Below are 17161 nucleotides of genomic sequence, written 5' to 3'. Positions count from 1 at the left end.
CCGGGCGCGTAGGATCCGGCCGTACACCGGCGCCGGACCACCGGCCGGGACCCGCCGAGGAGAGGGATGGCAGCGCGCGTCCGACCGGCGCACGAGGGCGACATGGAGGCCGTGGCCTCCGTCTACGCCCACTACGTCGCCGAGACCGTCGCCACGTTCGACGAGCAGGCGCCGGACGCCGCCGCGTGGCGGGCCCGGTTCCTGGACCTGCAGGAGCGCGGGCTGCCGTTCCTGGTCGCCGACGCCGGGGACGGCGCGAACAGCGGAGAGAGCGCGGAGAGCGGGGGCGGGATCGCCGGCTATGCGCTCGCGGCCCCCTGGAAGCCCAAGTCCGCCTACCGGTTCACCGTCGAGGACTCGATCTACCTGGCGCCCGGGCGCACCGGCGGCGGCCTGGGCACCGAACTCCTGCGCGCCCTGATCGCGGCGTGCGGTGCGGCCGGGCTGAAGAGCATGGTCGCCGTCATCGCCGACACCCCCGACCGGGGCCGGGCCGCCGCGTCGGTCGCCCTCCACGAGCGCCTGGGGTTCTCCCGCACCGGCCGCCTCACAGGGGTCGGCTACAAGCACGGCGCCTGGCTCGACACCGTGCTCATGCAGCGCACTCTGGACTGACCGGGGCACCGAAGGGCGGCGCGTGGGGTGATGGGCGTGCGCCGCACGGGACGGGCGGGCATTCTGGGCTCAGAGGGAAGTGAGCGAGCGAAGGAGGCCCGATGAGCGTCGTCACGGGAGAGCGCGACCTGGCCCGGCTCGTCTCCGGGATGCGACCGGAGCTGCGGGAGGGCGAGTACGTCTTCACCCACGCCCCCGAGGTGCCCGCCGGGGTGCGTCCGGTCGCCACGGTCGCCGAGGACGAGGCCATCACCATCGTCTGCCCGCGCGCCGAGGCCGATGCCGCAGGCCTGTCCTACGACTACGTGGCGGGGTGGATCGAGCTCAAGGTGCACTCGGCGCTGGAGGCCGTCGGCCTGACCGCCGCCGTCGCCGGGGCGCTGGGGGAGGAGGGCCTGTCCTGCAACGTCGTCGCGGGCTTCTTCCACGACCACCTGTTCGTGCCCTACGACGAGCGTGAGCGCGCGCTCTCCGTCCTGGAAGAGCTGTCTGCGCGAGGCGGCGAAACACCGTCCGCACACGGCTGAACGGCGGGACGGAAGAGCCCGCGCCGGCCGGTCCCGGCTTCGCCGCCCGCCCTCAGGGGCCGGGTGACCGGCCGTGGGCGACCCCGATCGCCAAGCCTGTCGCCCCGCACCGCCGACCCGCTCCGCAGTCCAGCCGCGCCTGTGTCGTTCGTGTCCCGCGTCGCTGAGAGCGGCCGTGCACGCAGCAGTCGGCGGTGCGGGGCAGGCCTTTCCTTGCTCGGTCCCATCTCGGCCCCGGAGACCGTCGGTTCTCCCCGGGGTGGTGTACCGGGGTGGTGTATCTCCCCTGCGTCGAGGGTGGTTTCTTGGGGCCGTCCCAACACCGGTGGCCGGTTGCTGTCGTTGAAGAGATGTCCCAGCCCAGGGTCTTTCGGGTCGGCCGTTGAGCTGGACGGCCACCGCCCGCAGGTCCTCGGGCGAGTGCGCCGACAGGCGGTGCCCTTGGGCAAGTACTGGCGCAGCAGCCCGTTGGCGTGTTCAAGAGTGCACCGGTAGGAGTCCTCCTTCCAGCGGCCGTCCCCGGCACCGGGGGAAGCGCCGGTTCAGACGTCGTCAGGGGAGGCCTCGGTCATGCGCGTGTAGAGCGGTTCCAGGGCGTCCAGCAGGGCGGTGGCGTCGTCGCCACCGTCGCCGTCCGCGGGGTCGGCCGCGTAGATCGCGGGCTGAGGGCGCGGCGGTGCCGGCTCCGGGGGAACGGTGTCGGCCCAGAAGCGTGCGGGGTCCACAGGAAGGTCCGGAAACGGCTCGGCTCGGGGACGCGGAGTGTCCGGGAAGGGCGACCCGCCGCCCCCTTCCGTGCCGATCCCAGCGTCGTCGGCGTCCGCCGTCCCGCGCGCATGGCGGCGCAGCCCCGCGAGGAAGTCCCCGCGCTCCATGCCCAGCCAGGTCGTCAGCAGGAACGGGTCCCGCCCCACCGCCTCGGACAGGGCCGTCAGCGTCGCCGCCACGTGCTTGCACGTCCCGCCCCAGTCGGGGCAGGAGCAGGTGAGCACCAGGTCGTCCAGGCCCCGGGGGAACAGGTCCAGCCCCAGCACACCGAAGACGCGCTCGACCTCGGGCGGCAGCGCGCCCTCGAACAGGCGCGCGCGGAAGAGCGGCTGCCCCGCCAGGGCGCCCAGTACGCGCTCCCAGTCCTCTTCGGCCAGGCACACGCGGATGAGGCTGACCCGGTACGGAGACCTCCCGGATCCCGCGACCCGCGCGCGCACCTCGCCCGGGACCACCTTCAGATCCTGCACCGCACCGCCGGCCGCGTAGGCCCGCCCGCGCGCCAGACGTCCGGGTTCGGTCCCCGCCTCAAGGGCCTGTGTGAAGCTCTCCGCCCACCAGGACGACTCCTCCGTACCGCGCCGGCTCACCGGGCCACCGCCTCGGGCGCCAGGCGCACCACCTCGCGCAGCTCATCGGTGGACAGCTCGGTCAGCCAGTCCTCGCCGGTGCCCACGACCCGCTCGGCCAGGGCCTTCTTTCGCTCGATCATCTCGTCGACCCGCTCCTCCAGGGTCCCCGTGCACACCAGCTTGCGCACCTGGACGTCGCGCCGCTGCCCGATGCGGAAGGCACGGTCGGTGGCCTGCTCCTCCACCGCCGGGTTCCACCACCGGTCGATGTGCACGACATGGTTGGCCGCGGTCAGCGTCAGCCCGGTGCCCGCCGCCTTGAGCGAGAGCAGGAACACCATGGGCTCGGCCGCCTCCTGGAAGCGCCGCACCATCTCCTCGCGCCGGGGCCGCGGGGTGCCGCCGTGCAGCCACAGCACGGGCGCCCCCAGGCGCGCCGCAAGGTAGGGGGCCAGGCGGTCGCCCAGCGCGGCGTACTGGGTGAAGCACAGGGCGCTGTCGCCCTCGGCGAGAGCCTCCTCCAGCACCGCCTCCAGCCGCTCCAGCTTGCCCGATCGGCCGGCCAGCGCAGAGCCGTCCCCCAGGAACTGGGCGGGATGGTTGCAGATCTGCTTCAGCCGGGCCATGGTCGACAGCACCAGCCCCTTGCGCCGGATGCCGTCGGTCTCGTCGAGGCGGCGGGTCATCTCCTCCACCGCGGCCTTGTACAGCGAGGCCTGCTCGGGTGTGAGCGTGCACCAGGTGCGGAACTCGTTCTTCTCCGGCAGGTCCTCGATGATGGAGCGGTCGGTCTTCAGGCGGCGCAGGATGAATGGGCCCGTGGCGCGTTTGAGGGCGTCGGCGGCGCGCTCGGCCTCCTCGCCCTCGCCGCGCTCGATGCGCGCGGCGCCCCGCAGGAAGGGCGCGCGCGGCCCCAGCAGCCCGGGGTTGGCGAACTCCATGATCGACCAGAGCTCGCCCAGGTCGTTCTCGACCGGTGTGCCGGTCAGCGCGATACGGGTGTCGGCCTCCAGCCCGCGCACCGCCCGCGCCTGGCGGGTGGAGGGGTTCTTGACCGCCTGCGCCTCGTCGCAGACGACCCGGTGCCAGGGCAGGGCCGCCAGCTCCTCGGCGTCCCGCGCCACCACCCCGTAGGTGGTCACCACCAGGTCGCACGCGCCCGCCGTGCGGGCCAGGGCGTTGCCGTGCGGGCGGCCGGGGCCGTGGTGGGCGTGCACCCGCAGGCCCGGGGCGAACCGGGCGGCCTCGCGTACCCAGTTGCCCACCAGCGAGACCGGGCAGACCATCAGGGTGGGCCCGGGCACCGCACCGTCCCGCCGCTCGTCGGCGAGCACCGCCAGCAGCTGCACGGTCTTGCCCAGCCCCATGTCGTCGGCGAGCACCGCGCCCAGGCCCAGGCGCCCCAGGAAGCGCAGCCAGGCGGCGCCGCGGCGCTGGTAGGGGCGGAGCGCCCCGTCGAAGTCGGCGGGGGTGTCCATCGGCTCCAGGCGCGCCTCCGCGCCGCCGAGCAGGTCGCCCAGGGCGCCGTCGGCCTCGACCTCGTCCACCGGCAGCGGGGCGCCGCCTCCGTCGGGGGAGGCGGCCGCGCGCAGCGCCTCGTCCCGGCGCATCCGGCCGGAGCCGCGGCGGCGCAGGAACTCCAGTGCCGAGTGCAGGTGCGCCGGGTCCACCTCGACCCACCGGCCGCGCAGCCGCACCAGCGGCTGCTTGAGGCGGGCCAGCTCCTCCAGCTCGGCCAGGTCGACCGCCGCGCCGCCGAGCACCGCCGCGAAGGAGAAGTCGACCAGGTCGGTCGGGCCGATGCCGCCCCCGGACCCGGACGGCTCGGCCTCGCGCACGGTCAGGCGCAGTCCCAGCCGGGCGCCGTCCATGCCCTCGGGCAGGACCACGGCGAAGCCGGCCGCGTCCAGGCGGGGGGCGGCGTCGCGGATGAAGGCGTAGGCGCCGCCGGTGCCGGTCTCCACCGCGGAGGGGGCCAGCTCCTCCAGGGCGTCGCGGATCGGCGGGAAGTGGCGGGCAGCGCGCCGCAGGTCGCGCAGCAGGGTGCTCTCCACGTCGTCGGGGAGCCAGGCGCCGCCCTCGCCCAGCCACACCTCCGACAGCGGCAGCTGCAGGCTGGGGTCGGCCGAGGAGCGCACCCAGAACTCCACCCGCCACCGCTCGGGCTCACCGGCCTCGCGCTCCTGCGGGTCCGGCTCCACCAGGCGAAGGACCAGGCGGGCCCCGCCGGGCCGCTCGGCCGCGGCGTGCCAGCCGCGCAGCCGGGCGGCCAGGGCGGCGGACTCCTCGGCCGGGGCCGACAGGGGGCGCGGCTCGGGCCGGGCGAGCGCCGAGGCGAGCGACCGGCCCGTGTGACCCGCGCGTCCGGTGCGGCCGCCGGCGGGGCGGGCGCCCCGGGACAGGGACCGTCCGGCGGCGTCGGTCAGGGCGCACAGCGCGGCGTAGACGGGATCGGCGGCCTCAGGCGCGGTGCCGTCGGTACCGTCGGCGTCCTCTGTGCCTTCGACGCCGTCGGCGCCCAGCGCGCGGGCCGACGGCGGGAGCGATGTGCGCAGCGCGCGGAAGTGTTCGGCGTCGGCGCCCTGGAGGACGGGACGCCAGAGCGCCTTGGGCGGCTCGCCCACCAGGCGGGGAAGGACGCGGCCGGCCGAGGCCAGCCTCCGGGCGAAGGCGCGCACCGATTGCAGGTGGCGCAGCGCCGGACCGAGGGCCACGTCCCCGAGCGGCCCCTCGTTCAGCACCTCCAGGGCGCGGTCGGCCTCGGCTCCGTGCAGCACGACGGCGGGCACGCGCCAGGTGTGCAGGCGGGGCCCGTCCACCTCGGGCGCTCCGGGCAGCGCTCCCAGGGCGGGGGAGGGCAGTGGGTGGGAGGCCGAGCCGGGCAGCGGCACCCGGCGCTCGGACCGCTCACCGGCGCGCGCTCCGGCCTCGGACAGCAGGGCGCCCAGGCCTGCCGCGGGAACGGCGTAGGGGTGGAGCGGAGCCGTCCCGCCGTCCCTGCCGCGCGCGCCGGAATCCTCGGCGCACGGAGGCAGCGCGGCGTCCTCCGCCCACAGGACCAGGCCGTCGGCCCCCTCCCAGGCCCCGTGCAGTACCCGCACGCTCCGCCCCCATCGGTCGCGCCTTCCACGATGACGCCTCCCAGTATCGCGACCCCCGGGGACCTTTTCCGCCACGCATCGCGGACGGGCGGGGCGCACCGGTCGCGCCCCCGGCCCGGGCGGGCCGGGGGCGGGGCGCCGGCGGGGGCGTTCGGCCGCGGGCGCCGTCCGGGAGGGCGGGGCGCCGGTCAGGTACCGATGTGGGCACCGTGCTCGGTGGCGAACTCGTCGCCGTTGTAGCGGTCCCAGTTGATGGACCAGGACATCAGGCCGCGCAGCCCGGGGTAGGAGCCGCGCGGGGCGTACTCGGGGCAGCGCTCGCCGGTGGTCAGGCAGTCCCAGGCGGCCTGCACCTCGGTCACCGGCGTGTGGCCGTTGCCCGCGTAGGGGCTGGAGGGCAGGCCGATGGCGACCTGTTCGGGCTCCAGGGGCGGGAACACCTGCGAGTCGTCGCCCGCCACGGGGAAGCCCTGCAGGACCATGTCGGCCATGGCCACGTGGAAGCCGGCCGACCCCATGGTGTGGTACCGGTCGTCGAGCCCCATGATCGGGCCGGAGTTGTAGTGCTGGACGTGCAGCAGCGTCAGCCGGTCGCGCAGGGCGTGGATCACCGGGAGGTAGGCCCCGGCGCGCGGGTCGGCGCCGCCCCAGGGGCCGCTGCCGTAGTGGGAGTAGCCCATCTGGACGAAGAACGTCTCGGGGGCCATGGTCAGGACGAACTCGGGGCCGTGGCGGTCGCTGAGCGTCCGCAGGGCGTCGATGAGGTTGACGATGACCGGCGTGGTGGGGGAGCGGAAATCGGTGTCGCCGTCGTCCAGGTAGAGCGAGTGGCCCTCGAAGTCGACGTCGAGGCCGTCCAGGCCGTACTCGGCGATGATGTCGGTGGCGGACTCGACGAAGGCGTCGCGGGCGGCGGCGGTCTCCAGGGACACCTGGCCGCGCGCCCCGCCGACCGAGAGTACGACCTTCTTGCCGCGCGCCTGGGCGTCGCGGATCTGGGAGATGAACTCCGCCTTGGAGGGCACGCCGGGGCACTCCTGCTCGGGGCACAGGGAGAACTCCAGTCGGCCCGAGGTGGGGGTGGTGGGTTCGGCGAAGGCGAGGTGGATGATGTCCCACTCCCGGGGCACGTCGGCCAGGTCCACCCAGCCGGACCCGTTGGCGAAGCTGGTGTGCAGGTAGCCGGCGAGGACGCGGTCGGGAAGGACGGCGGCGGAGGCGGGCGCGGCCGTGGCGGCGGGTGCGGCGGCCGCCGCACCCGTGGTGGCGCAGACCAGGGCGGCCGTGGCGGCGACGGTGCGGGTCAGGGGTTTCACGGAGGGCTCCTCGCGGGGTGGGAGCGGGCGGGGGCCTGAATCCAAAGGAAACTTTCCTAATAGATGTGGTGAAGGTAACCCCCGCCCCCGGGGCCGTCAACACCCCCTGGCGCCCCCGAATCCCCGCCGGCCCGCCGCGCCCGGCCCGGCGGGGTCCCCTGCACCGCCGGCCGCCCCGAAGAGCTCAGCAGGGTGGCGCGGATGGACGCCGGACGACGCTTGACCATCGCCGGTGCGGCTGCGGTGCCGGCGATCCTGCTCACCGGCCGCGGGACCCTCGCCGGGTCCCGCTCCTTCTCCCTGCTGCTCGTCTCGGCCGGGGCGCTGGCCGCCGGGGCGGCGGCCACCGCGTTGCCGCGGTGGACCCTGCCCTCGGTGCGCGAGACGCGCGGCGGCCCCGCGGTCCTCCCCCTGGCCTGGGGCGTCTGCGTGCTCGCGGGCGCCGCCGACGCCACCACCACCGTGGTCTCGGTGGAGATGATGAAGTCGGGGACCGCGCCGGGCGGCGCCCACGAGTCCTTCGGGTGGTTCGCGTACTCCCCGCTGACCGGGCCGTCCTATGGGCGGGCCCCGACGCCGGGGCCGGGCCCGGGGATGAGAGTGGTCTCCGGTGCGGGCCTGCCCTCCTCGCCGGACTGGGGTGCGACCACCGCCGGCGTCCTGCTGGGGTGGGGGGCGGTGCGATCGGTGCCGCCGCCTACCGCAGGAGCGCCCCGGCGTCCGGGGGCCCCGACCGCCCGGAAGGGATCGGCTGACCGGGGGGCGGACCGGCCAGGGGCGGGAACTGAGCCCGCCCCGAGTGGAGACGGCCGGGCGCGGAGGCCGCCGTCCTCGGCCCGCGCGCCCGGCCTGCGGTCACCGGGCCTGCCCGGCGATCCATTCCCCTTCTATCCCGAGCAGGTGACAGGACAGGGCCGCCCACTGGCCAGGTGTGACGTAGGCCACCACGGTCCCGCGCTCCACGCCGGCCGCACGTAGAGCCGTGTCCACGCGCCGCCTTCCGTAGCGGCGCCGGAGTGAGGCGTGCAGGGACCCGCCGACCCCGGAGAAGCCCGTGTCCACCAGGGCGCGGTAGTCGGCCAGAGCCGCCACCGGGAGAAGCGGCTCGGGGCGCCGGACGATGCGGAGCACTCCCGCGTCCACCCGGGGAGCCGGGCGGAAGCGGTCGCGGCGCACACGCTCTCCCCGGCTCCACTCGAACAGCGGCCAGGTCAGTACGGTCAGCCTGCTCCACCGGCCCAGGCCGCCCGTGCGCTTGCGGGCGTACTCCCACTGCGTCAGCAGCGTGGCCGACTCCAGCGCGCGGGCGCGCAGGCACCAGTCGACGATGGCGGAGGTGCGCGAGTAGGGGATGTTCCCCACGACCGAGAACGGTTCGCGGGGCGCGGCGGCCTTGGTGAAGTCGGCGGTGCGCACCCGCACCCGCGGGGACTCGGCGAAGCGCTCGGACAGGCGCCTGGCGAAGTGGGGGTCGAGCTCATAGGCGACGACCCTGGCGCGGGTGCGCGCCAGCTGTGCGGTGATCATCCCGTCGCCCGCGCCGGGTTCGAGCACCAGCCCGTCCGAGGGCAGGTCGGCGCCGCGCGTCAGACGCCGGGCGACCGACGTATCGGCGAGGAAGTTCTGCGAGAGCGAGCGCCGACGCGCCCCCGCCCCCGTGCGCCGTCCCGGTGCGTGCTCCCGGGAGCGGCCGATGATGCTCTTCGCGGAACGGGCGTTCCGACCGGATCCATGGTTCTGCGCCACGTGGGGTCCGTTCCTGCCGCCGGACGGTGCGGCGGCCGACAGGGACGGGCGGCACGGAGCCTCCTGCGCGACCCGGGTCGCCCGCCCTCATGTACGTCGGGCATGACGGAACAGGCCCCGGACCGGGGGCGAGCGGTGTGCAGGGGTCCGCAGGGGAGCGGGGCGGCGCAGGCGCGCCGACCTACGGGTCGGCGGAGGACGGGCCGGCGGTGGTGACACTCGGGCCCGCAGGACTGACGCCCTTCAGGAGCTCAGAGGCTCAGCCGAGCCCGATCATCGGGGCTCGGCACGGGGAGGCGATACGCGTCAGCGGCCGGCTCCCGGAACCCGGTCCGGGGCGGCGGCGCGGTCGCGGAACAGCTGAATCCCGGACCGTGCCGCGGTCCGGGTGTCGAAGATCGCTTGGAAGGCTCCCATGATGCCCCGACACTACGTCTCGTCGGGCACGGCGGGCAAAGGGATTTCCCGGCACCGGCCTCGGGGCGGTGAGGCGTGGGGGAGGGCCGTCGTGCCTCCCGCCCGACCGGTGAGCGGTGATGGGCAGGCCGCTCTTGCCCGCCCAGAGCGGCCCCGTACTCCACGACGGGTACGACCCCGCCCCGGGTGCGCGCCCCCTCCTCGCCGTTGATCTCGGGAGAGTCGGGGTAATACCGGCGAGTATTACCCCGACTCTCCCGAGATCAACGGGGGTGTCGATGCGGGCGGCCCGGGCCCGGAGGGTTCCACCACGCCGGCGGACACGACCCGTCCGACCCCGCCTCTCCAGCGCCGGGACCCGGCACGACCGGCCGAGCGGCCTCCGGTCGCCGACGTGTACCGACCTCGACGCACACCCCCATCACCGATCCGTTTCGGCGCTGTCTCCGGTCGGCGCCCGGCAGAGGACACGACCCCGGCTTCGGACGAGGCGTCACAGCCCCTTTCCGGATGCTCTAAGGCGGCGCGGGGATGTCTTGAGGAGGCGATGACCCGCCGGGGTGTAGGACGGATGAGGGGCCCGGAGAAGGGTCCGGAGGTCATTCGCGACGGGGGAGCGACGTATGCGTGCGGTCCAGTACGTGCAGGTGGGCCAGGCGCCCGTGGTCAACGACGTGCCGGTGCCCGAGCCCGGGCCCGGCCAGGTTCTCCTGAAGGTCACGGCCGCGGGGGTGTGCCACTCCGACGTCGCGGTCATGAGCTGGCCGGCCGACGCGTTCCCGTTCCGGCTCCCCCTCACGCTCGGCCATGAGGCCGCCGGCGTGGTCGAGGCGGTCGGGGAGAACGTGTCCGCGGTCGCGGTCGGCGAATCCGTCGTCGTCTACGGCCCGTGGGGGTGCGGTGCCTGCCGGGAGTGCTCGCGCGGGATGGAGAACTATTGCGCGCGCGCCGAGGAGCTGGGCATCCACCCGCCGGGGCTGGGCGCGCCGGGGGCGCTGGCCGAGTACGTGCTCATCGACGACCAGCGCCACCTCGTCCCCATCGGGGACCTGGACCCGGTGCGGACCGTGCCCCTCACCGACGCCGGACTCACGCCCTACCACGCGATCAAGCGCGCCCAGCACAACCTGTACCCGGGGGCGACGGCCGTCGTCATCGGCGTGGGCGGGCTCGGGCACGTCGCCGTCCAGCTCCTGCGTGCGATGACCGGCGCGACCGTCGTCGCCCTCGACGTGCGCGAGGAGAGCCTGAAGCTGGCCGAGCAGATCGGGGCGCACCACGCGCTGCGCTCCGACGCGCAGGCTCCCGGCGCCGTCCGCGACCTCACCGGCGGGGCCGGCGCGAACGCGGTGTTCGACTTCGTGGGGGCGCAGGCCACCGTCGAGCTGGCCGCGAAGGCGGCGGCCAAGGACTCCTCGGTGAACATCGTGGGGATCGGGGGAGGGGCGCTGCCCGTCGGCTTCGGTGCGGTGCCCTACGGGACCGCCGTCGAGACGACCTACTGGGGCGGGCGCTCGGAGCTGATCGAGCTGATCGACCTCGCCCGCCAGGGCGCAGTGGGCGTGCACGTGGAGCGCTACGGCATCGAACAGGGGCCGGAGGTCTACGAGCGCATGGAGGAGGGCCGGATCCAGGGGCGCGCGGTCGTCGTCCCTTAGAGCGCCGGGGAGAGCGCGGAAGGGCCGGGCCCGGCGCCAGGGAAGTGACGGGCCTGGCCTGGGCGGCCCGGTGATCCGCCGTCGGCGACAGAGGCCGGGGCGGGCGGGCGACCGTCCCGGCCTGCCCCGGGCTCTCGGTCGGCCCCTGCCACCGGTCCTTCAGTCCTTGCGCGCGACCGCGGCCACTTGGGCGACCCAGGCGGGCTGCGCACCGTCGGCGCCCACGTCGGGGCGCCAGCGGGAGCAGGAGACCACGCCGGGTTCGAGGACGGTGAGGCCCTCCAGGAGCGCGGCGACCTGCTCGGGGGTGCGGCCGGTGATGGGCGGGGTGGCGTTCTCGTTCCAGTACGCCATCGCCTCGGCGTTCCCGCCCTCGCCCGTGTGCACGATGGGGTGGCTCAGGGCGACATGGCTGCCCGGGGCCAAGGCGTCCACGAGCCGCCGGACCAGGGCGGCCACCTCGTCGTCGTCCTCGATGAAGTTGAGCACGCCCAGCATCATCAGCGCGACGGGCCGGTCGAAGTCCAGCGTGCGGGAGGCCTCGGCCAGCACGCGCCGGGTGTCGCGGGCGTCGGCCTCGATGTAGTCGGTCGCGCCCTCGGGGGTGGAGGTGAGCAGCGCCTCGGCGTGCACCAGCACCATCGGGTCGTTGTCGACGTAGACGATGCGGCTGTCGGGGGCGGCGGCCTGGGCGACCTCGTGGGTGTTGTCGCTGGTGGGCAGGCCGGTGCCGATGTCGAGGAACTGGCGCATGCCCGCCTCGGCGGTCAGGTGGCGCACGGCCCTGCGCAGGAACCCGCGGTCGGCGCGGGCGACCTGCACGATGCTGGGGAACAGGGAGGCGACGTGGTCGCCGACCGCCCGGTCCGAGGCGTAGCAGTCCTTGCCGCCGAGCCAGTGGTTCCAGACGCGGGCGTTGTGCGCGACCGTCGGGTCGACACGCGCCCGTTCGCCGGACGGCGCGGGGCCGGGGGTGTTCGCGGGGCCGTCGTCAGGGTGAGGGGTGGCGTTCACGGCGCACACCCTAGTGCAGAGGGCGGCCTCCGGGACCCCTGCGGCAGGCGTGGTCCGGGCGCGCCGCAGCGGCGCCCGGATGCGGTTCCGGTGCCGACTGCGCTCACCTGGAAAAGGCGGCGGCACACCGGCACCGAGGCCGGGCGGCCGGTTCCGGTCGGCCCCGGCCTCAGCGCCGGATCGGGTCGTGCTCAGGGGGTGACGATCGGGAAGTCCGGGTCGGGGGCGTCCACGACCCCCACCAGGCGCTGGAGGACCGATCGGTCGCCCTCGAATACGGCGCCCTCGGCGTCGCCGCCGGAGAGCAGAACGAACAACTGCGGCTTGGTGAGGGAGACCGCCAGATCCGCGGGCGGTGCGCCCTCCGGTTCGGGACGGTGCGTCAGCACGCCGTTGGTCAGCGTCATGCGGTGGCGTTCACCGGTGTCGGTGACCGTCCAGGAGATGCTCAGCTCCTCGTCCCAGGCCTTGGGGCCGTTCACCCGGATCGCCACCGAGTCGAAGAGCTGCACCGTGCTCAGCCCCGCCGCCATCCCGCTGGAGATACCGAACGGGTTGGGGGTGATGCCGTCGCGCAGCTCCTTGGCACCCGTCAGGTAGAAGTTGCGCCAGGTGCCGCACTCCGAGCCCTCGCCGAGACGCTGGTAGACACCGGACAGAGCGCTCTGGGCGGCCGAATTCTCCGGGTCGGCGAACACGGCGTGGTTGAGCAGGGTGGCGGCGAACCGCAGGTCGCCCTTGTCGGCATAGTCCGCGGCCAGTGCCACGACCCTGTCGGTGCCGCCCATGCACTCCACATAGCGCTCGGCGAGTTCGGTCGGAGGGTGCTCCCACAGGTGCGCGGGGTTGCCGTCGAACCAGCCCATATAGCGCTGGTAGACGGCCTTCACGTTGTGGGAGACCGATCCGTAGTACCCGCGCGCGTGCCAGGCCCCGGCCAGCGCCGGGGGCAGTTCGATCCGTTCGGCGATCTCAGGGCCCGTCATGCCCTGGTTGAGCATGCGCAGCGTCTGGTCGTGCAGGTAGGCGTAGATGTCGCGCTGCTGGGTGAGGTAGCGGGTGATGCGCTCGGTGCCCCAGGTGGGCCAGTGGTGGGAGGCGAAGGACACGTCGGAGGCGTCGGCGAAGAGGGTGACCGACTCGTCCAGGTAGCGCGCCCACACCCGGGCGTCGCGTACCAGTGCGCCCCGCAGGGTGAGGATGTTGTGCAGCGTGTGGGAGGCGTTCTCGGCCATGCACAGGGCGCGCCGGTCGGGGAAGTGGAAGTTCATCTCCGCCGGCGCCTCGGTGCCCGGGGTGACCTGGAAGACGATGCGGACGCCGTCGACCGTCTCCTCTTGGCCGGTACGGGTGATGTCGACGTTCGGCGGTACCAGGGACACGGTGCCGGTCGAGGCGGTCTGCCCCAGGCCGGTACCGATCATCCCCTCAGGGCCGCGGTCCAGCGTGGCGCCGGTGTGGTACATGCCGCGCCGTGCCATGGCGATGCCCGCGTAGACGTTCTCGGCGACCGCGTGCTCGGTGAACCCTTCGGGCGCGAGGACCGGGACGCCGTCGGGGTTGCCCGGCGGGACGATCCCCTCGGCGCCGCCGAAGTGGTCCACGTGCGAGTGCGTGTAGATCATCCCGGTGACGGGGCGGTCGCCCCGGTGCGCCCGGTAGAGCGCGAGCGCGGCGGCGGCAGGCTCGTTGGAGACGAGGGGGTCGATGACGATGACGCCGGTGTCGCCTTCGACGAGGGTCATGTTCGACAGGTCCAGCCCGCGGACCTGGTAGATCCCCTCGGTCACCTCATAGAGGCCCTGCCGGGCGCACAGCTGCGACTGCCGCCACAGCGACGGGTCTGCGGTCGGGGGACAGTCCCCTCGGAGGAAGGAGGAGAAGACGTCGTTGTCCCAGACGACCTTTCCTTGCTCGTCCTTGATGATTCCGGGGGTGAGGGAGGCGATGTGTCCACGGTCGGCGTCGTCGAAGTCGGTCCGGTCTCCGTAATCGAGTTCGGTCATGGTGGGGAATTCGCCAGAGTCGGGCCGATGGAAAACCGGTGAGCGGTAAAACCTGTGCCGTTCCAGGGCGCTCCTGCGGTTCTGGCCATGATCTACACCGTCAAGGTGGGTTTTCCGATGCTCACACTCTAAGGAGAGAAGTAATCGACGCGGCTGCGCCGCACTCACCACCACAACGCGCCGCCGTGCGGGGTGGGCTCGGGGCCTCCTCTCGGTCCTGCGCATATCCTGGCGCGCGTGCTGAGAGAAGTTGCGGGGACGCGCTACGTCCTCCCGCTGAGGGAGGGCGGCTCGCTCCCAGGGTTGGTCGAAGCCGATGACTTCGGCATGTACGTCGTGAAGTTCATCGGTGCGGGGCAGGGCCGCAAAGCGCTGGTGGCCGAGGTCGTGGCGGGGGAGCTGGCGAGGCGCCTGGGGCTGCCGGTGCCCGAGCTGGTCCGCCTGGAGTTCGACGCGGTGATCGGACGCGGCGAGCCGGACGAGGAGGTCCAGGAGCTCCTCAAGGCCAGCGGCGGACTCAACCTGGGCATGGACTTCCTTCCCGGTGCCCTGGGCTTCGACCCCCTGGTCTATGAGACCGGACCGGACTTCGCCGGGCGCGTCCTGTGGTTCGACGCCTTCACCGGCAACGTCGACCGCTCCTGGCGCAACCCCAACATGCTCGTCTGGCACGGCGAGCCCTACCTGATCGACCACGGAGCCACCCTGATCTTCCACCACAACTGGAAGGGCGCCGCCTCGGCCGTCCGGCGCCCCTACGACGCCTCCGACCACGTACTGGCCGGCGCCGCGCCGGACCTGGCCGCCGCCGACGCCGACCTGGCCCCGCGCGTCACCGAGGACCTGCTGCGCGAGGTGGCGGGTCTGGTCCCCGACGAGTGGCTGGTCGACGAGCCCGGGTTCGCCTCGGCGCAGGAGGTGCGCGAGGCCTATGTGGAGCACCTGGCCGCCCGGGCCTCCGACCGCGTCTGGCTGCCGGAGGTGGGCCGGTGAGCGGCGGGCCGATGGTGTTCGAGTACGCGCTGGTGCGGGTGATCCCGCGTCTGGAGCGCGGGGAGCAGGTCAACGCGGGCGTGATCGTCTACTGCAAGTCGGCGGGCTACCTGGAGGCGCACTGCGCCCTGGACGCCGAGCGGTTGCGGGCGATCGACCCGCAGGTCGACGTGGACGGGGTCGGCCGTGCCCTGGAGGCGGTGCGGCGGGTGTGCCGCGGCGGTGCCGAGGCCGGGCCGGCCCGCTCCGAGGCGCAGGGGGCGCGTTTCCGCTGGCTGACCGCTCCGCGCAGCACGATCGTGCAGCCGGGGCCGATCCACTCGGGGCTGACCCGCGATCCGGCGGCGGAGCTGGGGAGGCTGGCGGACGCGCTGGTCGGCTGAGCGCCGGCTCCGTGTCAGGACGGGGGTCGGGGACGGGCGCCGGGACAGGTCTCAGGGGCGGTCCGGGGGCACGGCGGGCAGAGCCCGCCGTCCCGGGCCGCCCCTTCGTCGTGCAGGGTGCCCCTGCGCACGGACGGGGCCATCGTGCACAGGTGTGCAGAGAGCCGCGCGCCGATTTGATTAGTTAGCCTAGCTAATCATATGCTGCCCGGGTGCGACAGCATCCCGACCTCGCCCACGAGCTCGCCTCCACGCTGCGCGAGCTGGTCCTGCTCACCCGACAGGCGACCGCCCACCAACAGGTCTCCGGCCAGCAGCTCGGTGTGCTCGGGTCGCTGGTCGGCGGGCCGCGGCGGATGACCGCCCTGGCCCACGAGCACGGCGTGCGCACGCCGACCATGACCGCGCACGTGTCGCGGCTGGAGGCGCTGGGGGCCGTGGAGCGCGGCCCCGACGCCGAGGACGCCCGGGCGGTGGCCGTGGCGCTCACCGACCACGGGCGCGAGCTGCTGCGGGAGGGGCGCGCCGCGCGCGCGGCCTTCCTGGGGGCCCGGCTGGGCGAGCTCAGTGACGCCGAGCGCGCGGCCGTGGAGGCGGCGCTCCCGGCACTGCGGAAGATCGCTGCTCGCAGGGACGGGGAGTAGGCCGCGCCGGCCGCCGCCCGTCCGGATCGTTGCAATGTCCCCCGTCCGCGCGGTGCGGACGAGCGAATTGGGAGGTCAAGGGACGCCTATGTCCACGACTGATTTACCGCCCGCCGGGTCGGCCCCAGCGACCGGTGACCGGACCGGGAAGACGGGGGCGGGGGCGAGCCCGTGGCGCCAGCCGCTCTCCGTCTGGGCGACCGCCTTCGCCGCCGTCGTCGCCTTCATGGGCATCGGCCTGGTCGACCCGATCCTGCCGTCGATCGCCGAGGGGCTGCACGCCTCGCCCAGCCAGGTGTCGCTGCTGTTCACCAGCTACTTCCTGGTGACGGCGGTGGCGATGCTGGTGACGGGGTTCATCTCCAGCCGTATCGGGGGCAAGGCGACGCTGCTGCTGGGGCTGGCCCTGGTGGTGGTGTTCGCCGCGCTGTCGGGCTCGTCGGGCTCGGTCGGTGAGCTGATCGGGTTCCGGGCGGGCTGGGGCCTTGGCAACGCGCTGTTCGTGGCGACCGCGCTCGCGGTGATCGTCGGGGCCGCGGTGGGCGGCATGGAGTCGGCGATCGTGCTGTACGAGGCGGCGCTGGGCGTGGGCATCGCCTCGGGGCCGCTGCTCGGTGCGCTGCTGGGCGACTGGCACTGGCGGGCGCCGTTCTTCGGCACCGCGGTGCTGATGGCGGTCGGTTTCCTGCTGATCACGGTGCTGTTGAAGGCGCCGCCCAAGCCGGCCGCCAAGACGCGGTTGGCCGACCCGCTGCGCGCGCTGGCGCACGGGGGCCTGTCCACGACCGCGTTCACGGCCTTGTTCTACAACTTCGCCTTCTTCACGGTGCTGGCGTTCACGCCGTTCGTGCTGGGGATGTCGCCCTACGGGATCGGGGCGGTGTTCTTCTCCTGGGGCGTGCTGGTGGCGGTGTCGTCGGTGGTGGTGGCGCCGCGGCTGCAGCACCGGCTGGGGTCGGTGCGCACGCTGCACGTGGCGCTGGGCGCGCTGCTGGTGCTTCAGGCGGCGATCGCGGTGTCGGCGGGGCTGGACGTGCACGCGGGCGTGGTGGCGGCCGTGGTGCTGACCGGTGTGCCGATCGGGATGAACAACACGGTGTTCACCGAGGCGGCGATGGAGGTCTCGGACGCTCCGCGGCCGGTGGCCTCGGCGGGCTACAACTTCGTCCGGTGGATGGGCGGTGCGCTGGCGCCGTTCGTGGCCACGAAGCTGGGCGAGGAGGTCAGCCCGGTGCTGCCGTACGCGGTGGGCGCGGTGTGCTGCCTGGTGGCCATGGGGGTGCTGGTGGCGCGCCGGCACCACCTAGGGGCGCTCAAGGGCTGAGGTGTTCCTGCGCGGGGGTCCGGGCCGGCGGGCCCGGACCCCCGCGGTGTGTTCTCCCGGTGCCCGCACACCCCGCT

Annotated in this window: 13 protein-coding genes; 7 read left to right on the top strand and 6 right to left on the bottom strand. The window is 74.2% G+C overall.

Annotated elements, in window-relative coordinates; all coding sequences use genetic code 11:
- Window positions 1-66 precede the first annotated feature (66 nt).
- Window positions 67-615, top strand: a complete 549-nt coding sequence (locus tag C892_RS0102920; protein ID WP_017555981.1) for a GNAT family N-acetyltransferase — start codon at window positions 67-69, stop codon at window positions 613-615.
- Window positions 616-716: 101 nt separating this feature from the next.
- The gene (locus tag C892_RS0102915; protein ID WP_017537812.1) at window positions 717-1142 is read left to right on the top strand and encodes an ACT domain-containing protein; all 426 of its coding nucleotides are present in this window, start codon (window positions 717-719) and stop codon (window positions 1140-1142) included.
- Window positions 1143-1684: 542 nt separating this feature from the next.
- On the opposite strand, the gene C892_RS0102910 is transcribed toward C892_RS0102915, so the two are convergent.
- From C892_RS0102910 to erm, 4 genes are all read right to left on the bottom strand, one after another.
- The gene (locus tag C892_RS0102910) at window positions 1685-2500 is read right to left on the bottom strand and encodes an SWIM zinc finger family protein (RefSeq protein ID WP_017555980.1); all 816 of its coding nucleotides are present in this window, start codon (window positions 2498-2500) and stop codon (window positions 1685-1687) included.
- Entirely contained in the window at window positions 2497-5583 is a 3087-nt protein-coding gene (locus C892_RS0102905; RefSeq protein WP_017555979.1) for a DEAD/DEAH box helicase, read from the bottom strand. The genes C892_RS0102910 and C892_RS0102905 overlap by 4 nt, the downstream gene beginning before the upstream one ends.
- A 188-nt stretch (window positions 5584-5771) precedes the next feature.
- On the bottom strand, window positions 5772-6899 hold the full coding sequence (locus tag C892_RS28460; protein WP_017555978.1) for a chitinase: 1128 nt from the start codon (window positions 6897-6899) through the stop codon (window positions 5772-5774).
- 855 nt (window positions 6900-7754) lie between these two features.
- Window positions 7755-8594, bottom strand: coding sequence for an ErmE/ErmH/ErmO/ErmR family 23S rRNA (adenine(2058)-N(6))-methyltransferase (gene erm, locus C892_RS0102890; RefSeq protein ID WP_152513333.1), 840 nt, complete (start codon window positions 8592-8594; stop codon window positions 7755-7757).
- Window positions 8595-9685: 1091 nt separating this feature from the next.
- Here erm and C892_RS0102880 point away from each other — a divergent pair.
- Window positions 9686-10720, top strand: a complete 1035-nt coding sequence (locus tag C892_RS0102880) for an NAD(P)-dependent alcohol dehydrogenase (protein ID WP_017555974.1) — start codon at window positions 9686-9688, stop codon at window positions 10718-10720.
- 159 nt (window positions 10721-10879) lie between these two features.
- Here C892_RS0102880 and C892_RS0102875 read toward each other — a convergent pair whose 3' ends face one another.
- Window positions 10880-11734, bottom strand: a complete 855-nt coding sequence (locus C892_RS0102875; RefSeq protein WP_017555973.1) for an SAM-dependent methyltransferase — start codon at window positions 11732-11734, stop codon at window positions 10880-10882.
- 191 nt (window positions 11735-11925) lie between these two features.
- Window positions 11926-13740 (bottom strand): alkyl/aryl-sulfatase, encoded by a 1815-nt coding sequence (locus tag C892_RS0102870; RefSeq protein ID WP_017555972.1) that lies wholly within the window; start codon window positions 13738-13740, stop codon window positions 11926-11928.
- 225 nt (window positions 13741-13965) lie between these two features.
- On the opposite strand from C892_RS0102870, the gene C892_RS0102865 reads away from it, so the two are divergent.
- From C892_RS0102865 to C892_RS0102850, 4 genes are all read left to right on the top strand, one after another.
- Entirely contained in the window at window positions 13966-14733 is a 768-nt protein-coding gene (locus C892_RS0102865) for a HipA family kinase (protein ID WP_026124101.1), read from the top strand.
- Window positions 14734-14744: 11 nt separating this feature from the next.
- Entirely contained in the window at window positions 14745-15116 is a 372-nt protein-coding gene (locus tag C892_RS0102860) for a DUF3037 domain-containing protein (RefSeq protein WP_051060469.1), read from the top strand.
- A gap of 212 nt (window positions 15117-15328) precedes the next feature.
- A complete protein-coding gene (locus C892_RS0102855; protein ID WP_017555970.1) occupies window positions 15329-15760 on the top strand; it encodes a MarR family winged helix-turn-helix transcriptional regulator in 432 nt (143 codons plus the stop codon).
- 88 nt (window positions 15761-15848) lie between these two features.
- The gene (locus C892_RS0102850) at window positions 15849-17084 is read left to right on the top strand and encodes an MFS transporter (protein WP_083934307.1); all 1236 of its coding nucleotides are present in this window, start codon (window positions 15849-15851) and stop codon (window positions 17082-17084) included.
- Window positions 17085-17161: the final 77 nt, after the last annotated feature.

The organism is Nocardiopsis baichengensis YIM 90130 (genome assembly GCF_000341205.1).
Lineage (GTDB): Bacteria > Actinomycetota > Actinomycetes > Streptosporangiales > Streptosporangiaceae > Nocardiopsis_A > Nocardiopsis_A halophila.
This window is presented reverse-complemented; position numbering and strand designations above follow the sequence as displayed.